Below are 8,126 nucleotides of genomic sequence, written 5' to 3' on the forward strand. Positions count from 1 at the left end.
AACCTGTGCACCTGCCTCCGGAGGGCAGTGCTCTATCCCCTGAGCTACGGGGGCGCAGGTAGAAGGGTAGATTATCTGACTATGAGCAATATCGAGAAAGCATATTTTGCAACAGGTTGTTTCTGGGGCGCCGAGCGTAGATTGTGGAATATTCCGGGAGTACTAGAGACAAGTGTTGGCTATATGGGTGGTGCACGCCCTGATCCTTCATACGAACAAGTGTGCACAGGTGTGACGGGCCATGCTGAGATAGTGGAAGTTAGTTTTGATCCAGCCCAGCTCACCTATCGACGATTACTTGAAGAGTTCTGGGTGATGCATGATCCGACTTCGCTCAATCGTCAAGGTGGAGATATCGGAACCCAGTATCGGAGTGCGATTTTCACAACAAGTGATTCACAATTACTACAGGCAGAGGCTACCCGTGATGTCTATCAGGCAGCTCTTTCCCGAAAAGGTATTGGCGAAATCGTGACCGAAATCAAGAGCGCGCAAGGCGTTCCTTACTATCTCGCTGAGGAGTACCACCAGCGATATTTAGCGAAGAATCCCAATGGATATGACTGTCATTCAAGTACTGGAGTCTCCTTTCCTTCGCAGGTTTCCGGTTAAGCGATTACTCTGGACCTATGGCCGATAAGCAATTACACCCTGAGACACTCGCAATTTCAGCAGGGCGCCCACAACCAGCGCCGGGCGCCGGATTAAATTCGCACATCTCCTTAAACTCCACATACCGTGCAGGAGGTGACATTAATTATGGCCGCTTCGGAAATGAAAACTGGTATGAGTTAGAGCACGCAATTTCAGCACTTGAAGAAGCACAATCAACCTTAGTCTTTGCATCAGGCATGGCGGCAATCACTGCCGTCTTTTCCCTCTTGCCACATGGAGCACCCGTAGTTGCCTCACATGAAGGCTATAGCGGCACTATGTCACTTCTTAAGCGTTATCACGCTGAGGGACGACTAGAGGTTCGCTTTGTAGATATTACAGATACCAAAGAAGTAATCAGCCAATTACAGGGCGCCGCCTTCTTATGGGTGGAATCACCAACCAATCCTGGGTTAAATGTTGCTGAAGTAGCAGTAATCATTGGCGAAGCGAAGAAGCGTAACTTGGGTGTGGGATTTGATAATACTTTTGCAACACCGCTGAATCAAAAGCCACTGACATTTGGCGCAGATGTTGTCATGCATTCAGTTGCCAAATATTTAGCTGGACATAGCGATGTTATTTTGGGTTCACTTTCGGTTAAAGATCCCGCACTCCATACCCGCCTCATTGAAGCCCGCACAACTCTGGGCGGAGTTGCTGGACCTTTTGAGGTTTGGCTTGGTCTGCGCGGACTCCGCACCTTCCCACTTCGCTTTAACCGTGCCCAAGAAAGCGCTGCCAGCTTGGCAAAGAAGTTAGCTGATCACCCTGCGGTGAAAAATGTTCGATACCCCGGATTCGGTGCGGTCGTCTCATTTCAAGCTGGTGCTGCCGCCGAGCAGACCGAAGCTATCTGTGATGCATCAACTCTGATTGCCAATGCAACAAGTCTTGGGGGAGTCGAAACCACTTGGGAGCGCCGGCGCCGGTGGGAACGCGAGAGCCATAGCGTGCCGGAGAATCTCATCCGGCTTTCAGTGGGATGCGAACATATCGATGACCTCTGGCACGATATCGACACCGCACTGACCCAGGGGTAAGGCGCGCACTTTGATTCAAAGTGGAGTATTTTTAGCCATATGAAAGCGCTCCGAAGAACCCTTGCAGCAATCACTGTTGCACTTTTAGCCTTCCGTGCTGTCGGATCTTTCTTATCATGGGTTGAAAAGCAAGATGAGAATGAAACTGATGCTTGGATTGACGAAGACGAATTCGAAGAAGCGTAAATGTCTGACAGCCAGTATGTAGCTGGATCTTGCAATATCGGCACTGGAGAAATTCGCCGCCGCCAAATCGTTGCCATTATTGGAAGCGCTCTCAGCGTGAGTGCGCTTATTGGATTTATCTCAACAAGTGCCGAACCCTCGCTTCGACTTGGAATCTTTATTCCGCTGGCTGTGGCATCAATTGGCTGGGTGCAATCGAAACGAAAATTCTGTCTCGCTTACGGCTTAATGGGAACATTTAACCTCGGCAAGCTGGGTCAGCTCTCGCGCGTGCCGGATAAAGCAGCGCTAGCAGCCGATCGAAAGACTGCGGTGGTTATTCTCACCCAATCACTCTCACTTGCAGCAATCCTCACCCTAGTCGTTTACCTCTTACCCCTAGCCTGATAAAACTGCTCTTACATTTTTACTCCGGTAGTGGGATGCTGCTGAAATGAAAATCATCATTCATCCTCGCCACGCAGAACTTGCCAGTGACTTTCCATTGATAGCAGAAGAGAAATTACTCTCTATGAATCGCTTTAGTGTGACGATAGACCGCATTGAGGTGGAAGTACTGCATGAGGCGAACCCGCGACAAGGAAAACATTCTCATAAGGTAATTATTACTTCACACGGTTCTGGTCCGCTACTACGGGCAGAGGCAGCATCGTTTAATGATGTGGCAGCATTTGATGAAGCCGTTAATAGCATTGAGTTACAAATTAGAAAGATACATGAACGCGAGAAGAGCCATGACCGTCATACGCTGCGCACTATGAAAGTGAATGTGCAAGAGTAGTTAGCGGGGTTGTTTCTCTTTTTTATCTTGCTTCTCTTTTTGTTTCGTTGAACCTTTCTGTATCCGCATTGGATCTACTGGCGGCATAGGTGGTTGCCCAAGAGCGATAATCGCACTCTCTCTCGCATAAATCGCAGCAGCTACTGCGCCTTTCTTTACTGTAATGACAGAAATCTTTTGCTCTGGCTTGCTTGCAATTTGCAAGGCAGATCGAGCATCTTGATTAGCCTTATTAATAGCTAGATAAAAACTTTGGTTTATCTCACGCATTTGCTGGTCACGAAGCGTCATCGCTGCCCTAAACGCATCCATGTCCCGTTGGAACTGCTCAAGGACTCCTGAAGGAATAGGAGGTGGAGTCCGTTGATCTGCCACGGCAGATTGAGAGAAAGAAGAGAATGAGCAGAGAGTGAAGATGATCGCTGCGGAAACGCCTCTTTTCATGACTTAATAGTATTAAAGAGGTGGTGTGAATCTTCTGTGAATCACCTAGCGGTTTCGTGTGCGTGCGTGTGAAGTGGTAGAAAAAGAGGGAATTGCGTGAAAGGCTGGGCACATGAGCCAACTCATCATGATTATTGACGATGAAGTCGGCGTCCGCGAGGTACTCGCTGATGCCTTCAAACTTGCTGGATTTGAAACTGTAGTGGCACCTGATGCCATGGTGGCTCTGACTTTACTTCGCACAATCAAACCAGATCTACTGGTTGTTGATATCAATATGCCGATGATGGATGGTTTTGAATTTATTGAACGCATTAGAAGTGCAGGCGATAACACTCCTGCACTAATGCTGAGTGCGCGCGGAGACCGCGCCGACATCACTCGTGGATTAACCTTGGGTGCCGATGATTATGTGACAAAACCATTGCGCGGTCTGGAAGAGCTCGTACTTCGAGTTAGAGCCATCTTGCGAAGAACTCAATTCACCGTCACTTCAGATTCGAGTTTGAGCAGCGGTCCCATCAAACTCGATAACGACACCCATCAAGTGACATTTAATGGTGAGGTAGTGGAGTTATCTCCCACAGAATTCCGTCTCTTGCTTGTTTTATTGGAGAGCAAGGGACGTGTATTAACCAAGACTTATTTGCTCGATGAGGTCTGGGGAATCACCTTTGAATCCGAGAGTACGGTTGTAGATACCTACATCTCCTACCTACGAAAGAAATTACATCGCGATGGCTATGAAGGTATCAAGACGATACGAGGAGTCGGCTTCCAACTTTTTACGGAGAAGAGTTGAAGATCTCAAACAGCACAAGAACCAGCATATTTACAATTTTGCTGGTCACAGTGGTCACCTTGGGAATCGGTAGCTACTCTGCTTTTCACACCCGGAGCGCTGAATTTTCTGAGGTAAATGCCTCACTCGATTTTGTGGCACAAGCTGCCCTGGATAACCCAGAGCAATCCATCGCCGCCGCACTCTTTGCGATTGAGCAGTTAACTCTTAATGCAACTCTGACGCTATTAACCGAAGAAGGTCAAGAGACACTGGTTCGTGAATCGACTTTGATATATCTAGGAGCGCCTGCCAAAGAGCTGATTGAAAAAGCCGCTGTCCGCCCGATATCAATAAGGGCAGATGACCCCTATCAATTGCGAACAGTGCGCCTTGATGAGGAAGATTTCATTCTGATTGCTCGTGCCACCAATGCAATAGAGGAACGCTTTGAGGTCAATATACGTGCCTTGGCACTTGTTACCTTCATTGTCGATCTGGTAGCAGGGCTTTTACTCTTCTTCTATTTCAGGCGAGCTAACCGCCGAGATGAATCTGCATCCCTTGCTCGTATGCAGGAATTTCTCGGTGATGCATCCCACGAGTTGCGCACCCCACTTACCGTGGTCAAAGGTTATGTGGAGATGCTGAGTAAGAAACAGCTGGTAACGGCTGAAGATCAAGATCGTGCATTTACTCGCGTGGGAACTGAAATCAATCGGATGGAGAATCTGATTCAAGATTTACTGCTTCTTGCCGAACTAGGTGAGAGTGGAAGCCGAGATATCGAAAAAATGGATGTGAGTGAGTTATTAAGCGCTCATGGCACTGACTTCACGACTCTTAATCCTGGGCGCAAGGTAGTCTTAAAAATAGAGAATGACTTGGCGGTAGTGGCTTCCAGAGATTATCTCTCTCGATTTATCCAAAATGCTTTTACCAACATCATGCGCCACACCAGCGCAGATGCTGCGGTAACAATTACATGTAGTAAATCTGGAAAGAACGTCCTGATTATGATTGAAGATGCCGGGCAAGGATTACCTGAGGGTGCTTATGCCGATGATATCCGCTCACTTAATCGCTTTGATAAATCTCGCTCACGCGAAAATGGTGGTTCCGGGTTGGGTATGAGCATCATGTCGGCAGTTATTGAAAAACTGAACGGCACTTTCTCGCTGCGCAAGAGTGCCCTGGGCGGCTTGGCGGTAGTGGTGAGCCTTCCTTTAGCTAAAGACTAAACTTAACCCTGTGAGCGATGCCAATCTCGAAGATGTATTTGTTGAGCTCACCGAGAAATTTGGCGATACCAAATCTTTAGTCAGGGTTGTGCTCTCTGGTCGCCGCAGAAATATGCAGACTGCTCACGAGCGCATCGATCTGCGACCTGTGTTAATCAAAGATTCGATTGCGATACAAGTCAGTCATAGTGATGGTCGACAGATGACAACGAAGAATTATGAAGTAGGGCAAGCACCCTTTAGCGAATTAATGCGCTCTGGATATGCCAATATTCTGCTGGAACAGACTCACCAATCAATCAGTGTTCGAATTACAAAGAAGGGTGAAGCACTAATCCACCGCGAAGCTACCGAGCGCGAGCAAGAACTCCCGCACGACCGCACTAAGTCTCGATTACTTGACTCATCTGATCCCTATCTGATTGCAATTGGAATATCTGATAGCCAGGGAAATCTCAAAGTCAGCAAGTCAGATAAATATAAGCAGGTAGAAGAATTCTTGCGCTTACTCACCCCAACACTGACAAGTGCAATCAAGGCGGGGCATATCGCCCAACCCACAGCGGCACAGCCCCTGACTATCGTCGATCTTGGTTGTGGTCATGCTTATCTAACATTTGCAGCTCATCAATATCTACGTAGCCAAGGTATGCCGGTTAAAGTCATCGGTATTGATGTTCGCACCTCTGCTCGAGATCGCAACAATGAGATAGCCAAACAATTAGGAATCTCGTCGAGTATCGAGTTTCGAGCCGAGGAGATAGCAGATACCACTCTTATATCTGCTGACATCGCCATCGCACTTCATGCATGTGATACCGCAACTGATGATGCAATTGCCTGGGCGATTAACTCTGATGCCAAGCTGGCTTTGATAGCACCTTGTTGTCACCATGATATTCAGGCACAGATGAACGAGATTCCGCAGCCGTGGTCGATCATTACCCGCAACGGAATTATGAAAGAACGCTTGGGAGATTTACTCACCGATGGCCTGCGGATGCAGATTATGAAATTGCGTGGCTATCGGGTAGAGGCAATTGAATTTATTGGGGGAGAGCACACCCCCAGAAATCTCATGATTCGCGCAGTAAAGACCGGTGCAGGGGTGGACGCATCAGAAAAGCAGAGATATGACGAGATGCTGGCGCTCTGGAAAGTTAAACCTGCGCTAGCAGCGCTGATCAAAGGTTAGACTTTGCACTATGTCCAAAGTCCTTGCATCACTTCCTATCGGTGAAAAAGTCGGAATCGCCTTCTCTGGCGGACTCGATACCTCTGTCGCCGTTGCTTGGATGCGCGCAAAAGGTGCGGTGCCATGCACCTACACGGCAGATCTTGGCCAATATGACGAGACTGATATTGATTCAGTTCCGGTTCGCGCTAAAGAGTATGGCGCAGAAATTTCACGACTAGTTGATTGCAAGACCCCACTTGTCGAGGAAGGTCTGGCTGCTATTGCCTGCGGCGCTTTTCATATTCGCTCTGGTGGTAAGGCCTATTTCAACACAACACCACTGGGCCGCGCCGTAACCGGAACGCTGCTGGTTCGTGCGATGTTGCATGACAAGGTTGAAATCTGGGGAGATGGTTCTACCTATAAAGGTAATGACATCGAACGTTTCTATCGTTATGGACTGCTGGCTAATCCAAATCTACGGATCTATAAGCCATGGCTTGATGCTGATTTCGTGCGCGAACTCGGTGGCCGGAAAGAGATGTCTGAGTGGTTAGTTGCCAACAATTTGCCATATCGCGACAGCACTGAGAAGGCTTATTCAACCGATGCAAATATTTTGGGTGCTACCCATGAGGCAAAAGATTTAGAGAACCTCGATGCCTCCATTGAGATTGTTACTCCCATTATGGGCGTGAAGTTCTGGGATTCTTCAGTCTCAATTGCAGCTGAAGATGTGAAGATTGAGTATGTCCAGGGTCGCCCGGTGGCAATTAACGGCCAACGCTTTAGCGATGTCGCGGCTCTGATGAATGAGGCAAATAAAATTGGTGGCCGCCATGGCCTTGGAATGAGTGATCAGATTGAAAATAGAATTATCGAAGCTAAGTCTCGTGGCATCTATGAGGCTCCAGGAATGGCGCTGCTCTTTATCGCTTACGAGCGACTCATCTCTGCAATTCATAATGAAGACACCATTGCGAACTACCATGCAGAAGGTCGCAGACTGGGTCGCTTACTCTATGAGGGACGCTGGCTTGATCCCCAGAGCTTGATGCTTCGTGAATCACTCACACGTTGGGTGGCATCGGCTGTTACTGGCGAGGTCACACTTCGTCTGCGCCGCGGGGATGATTATTCGATCATCAACACAACTGGACCTGCCTTGAGCTATCACCCAGATAAGTTATCGATGGAGCGCACCGAAGATGCCGCCTTTGGACCAACAGATCGCATTGGGCAGTTAACTATGCGTAATTTAGATATTGCCGATACCCGGGCAAAGTTAGAGATGTATCGCGATCAAGGCCAACTCGGTGGCGGAGATTTCAACCTGATTAAGGAGTTAGAAAATTAATAAGACCACTCGCAAAGCAATAGCCGGCGTCATTGCCGCCGCACTCATTGGACTCACCGTCCTAGTTGGCCTCAACGTTACCGAAGGAGAGAAGATGTCATCAGGTGCCACAGTGCTGCCGGTAGTTTCTGCAGTAGCAGGAGAAGTTCCTACAATTTCTAAGCCAGAAGGTAGCGCGCCAACAGAATTAACTACCAAGGACATCATCGTTGGAACCGGGAAAGAAGTTCTTCCCACATCCACCCTGACTGTTCACTACACACTCATGGCGTGGTCAACTGGAAAAATCATTGAGTCATCATGGAGCGGTCAGCCAGCAACATTTCCGTTAGCGGGGGTAGTTGAAGGTTGGCAGAAAGGTTTGCCTGGTGCCAAAGAGGGTGGACGCAGATTGCTGATACTTCCACCAGAAATGGGATATGGCGCAGCTGGTTCTGGACCTATTGGTCCGAATGAAACTCT

At 48.4% G+C, this 8,126-nt stretch carries 11 protein-coding genes; 10 read left to right on the forward strand and 1 reads right to left on the reverse strand.

The genetic code is table 11. From position 1 onward, the window contains the following. The first annotated feature begins 81 nt into the window (after nt 1-81). The 5 genes from msrA to hpf are packed head-to-tail and all read left to right on the forward strand — an operon-like array spanning nt 82 to nt 2,664. Nucleotides 82-612: a peptide-methionine (S)-S-oxide reductase MsrA gene (gene msrA / locus AC9UEP_RS05315; RefSeq protein ID WP_509544773.1), complete on the forward strand. Its 531-nt coding sequence runs from the start codon at nt 82-84 to the stop codon at nt 610-612. A gap of 17 nt (nt 613-629) precedes the next feature. Then, the gene (locus tag AC9UEP_RS05320) at nt 630-1,697 is read left to right on the forward strand and encodes a trans-sulfuration enzyme family protein (RefSeq protein WP_509544776.1); all 1,068 of its coding nucleotides are present in this window, start codon (nt 630-632) and stop codon (nt 1,695-1,697) included. A gap of 39 nt (nt 1,698-1,736) precedes the next feature. Next, nucleotides 1,737-1,883 (forward strand): hypothetical protein, encoded by a 147-nt coding sequence (locus AC9UEP_RS05325; protein WP_190277042.1) that lies wholly within the window; start codon nt 1,737-1,739, stop codon nt 1,881-1,883. Next, the gene (locus AC9UEP_RS05330) at nt 1,884-2,270 is read left to right on the forward strand and encodes a hypothetical protein (RefSeq protein ID WP_509544779.1); all 387 of its coding nucleotides are present in this window, start codon (nt 1,884-1,886) and stop codon (nt 2,268-2,270) included. Nucleotides 2,271-2,316: 46 nt separating this feature from the next. Further along, on the forward strand, nt 2,317-2,664 hold the full coding sequence (gene hpf / locus AC9UEP_RS05335) for a ribosome hibernation-promoting factor, HPF/YfiA family (RefSeq protein ID WP_509544782.1): 348 nt from the start codon (nt 2,317-2,319) through the stop codon (nt 2,662-2,664). Here hpf and AC9UEP_RS05340 read toward each other — a convergent pair whose 3' ends face one another. Continuing rightward, nucleotides 2,665-3,108 carry a hypothetical protein gene (locus AC9UEP_RS05340; RefSeq protein ID WP_509544784.1) on the reverse strand — a complete coding sequence of 148 codons (444 nt, stop codon included), beginning with the start codon at nt 3,106-3,108 and terminating at the stop codon, nt 2,665-2,667. A gap of 112 nt (nt 3,109-3,220) precedes the next feature. Between AC9UEP_RS05340 and AC9UEP_RS05345 the strand changes: the two genes are divergently transcribed. From AC9UEP_RS05345 to AC9UEP_RS05365, 5 genes are all read left to right on the forward strand, one after another. Continuing rightward, a complete protein-coding gene (locus AC9UEP_RS05345; protein ID WP_509544787.1) occupies nt 3,221-3,910 on the forward strand; it encodes a response regulator transcription factor in 690 nt (229 codons plus the stop codon). Further along, a complete protein-coding gene (locus tag AC9UEP_RS05350; protein ID WP_509544790.1) occupies nt 3,907-5,130 on the forward strand; it encodes a sensor histidine kinase in 1,224 nt (407 codons plus the stop codon). Before AC9UEP_RS05345 ends, AC9UEP_RS05350 begins: the two co-directional genes overlap by 4 nt. Nucleotides 5,131-5,140: 10 nt before the next feature. Next, on the forward strand, nt 5,141-6,325 hold the full coding sequence (locus tag AC9UEP_RS05355) for a class I SAM-dependent methyltransferase (protein ID WP_509544793.1): 1,185 nt from the start codon (nt 5,141-5,143) through the stop codon (nt 6,323-6,325). A 10-nt stretch (nt 6,326-6,335) separates the two neighbouring features. Then, nucleotides 6,336-7,664 carry an argininosuccinate synthase gene (argG, locus tag AC9UEP_RS05360; RefSeq protein ID WP_509544795.1) on the forward strand — a complete coding sequence of 443 codons (1,329 nt, stop codon included), beginning with the start codon at nt 6,336-6,338 and terminating at the stop codon, nt 7,662-7,664. 94 nt (nt 7,665-7,758) lie between these two features. Further along, a partial coding sequence (locus AC9UEP_RS05365; RefSeq protein ID WP_509544797.1) for an FKBP-type peptidyl-prolyl cis-trans isomerase occupies nt 7,759-8,126 on the forward strand: 368 nt, incomplete at its 3' end.

This window comes from Candidatus Planktophila sp., assembly GCF_040402315.1.
GTDB lineage: Bacteria > Actinomycetota > Actinomycetes > Nanopelagicales > Nanopelagicaceae > Planktophila.

Coding starts and splice junctions, on each gene's coding strand:
- msrA (WP_509544773.1), top strand. CDS start 82: ATGAGCAATATCGAGAAAGCATATTTTGCAACAGGTTGTTTCTGGGGC.
- AC9UEP_RS05320 (WP_509544776.1), top strand. CDS start 630: ATGGCCGATAAGCAATTACACCCTGAGACACTCGCAATTTCAGCAGGG.
- AC9UEP_RS05325 (WP_190277042.1), top strand. CDS start 1,737: ATGAAAGCGCTCCGAAGAACCCTTGCAGCAATCACTGTTGCACTTTTA.
- AC9UEP_RS05330 (WP_509544779.1), top strand. CDS start 1,884: ATGTCTGACAGCCAGTATGTAGCTGGATCTTGCAATATCGGCACTGGA.
- hpf (WP_509544782.1), top strand. CDS start 2,317: ATGAAAATCATCATTCATCCTCGCCACGCAGAACTTGCCAGTGACTTT.
- AC9UEP_RS05340 (WP_509544784.1), bottom strand. CDS start 3,108: ATGAAAAGAGGCGTTTCCGCAGCGATCATCTTCACTCTCTGCTCATTC.
- AC9UEP_RS05345 (WP_509544787.1), top strand. CDS start 3,221: ATGAGCCAACTCATCATGATTATTGACGATGAAGTCGGCGTCCGCGAG.
- argG (WP_509544795.1), top strand. CDS start 6,336: ATGTCCAAAGTCCTTGCATCACTTCCTATCGGTGAAAAAGTCGGAATC.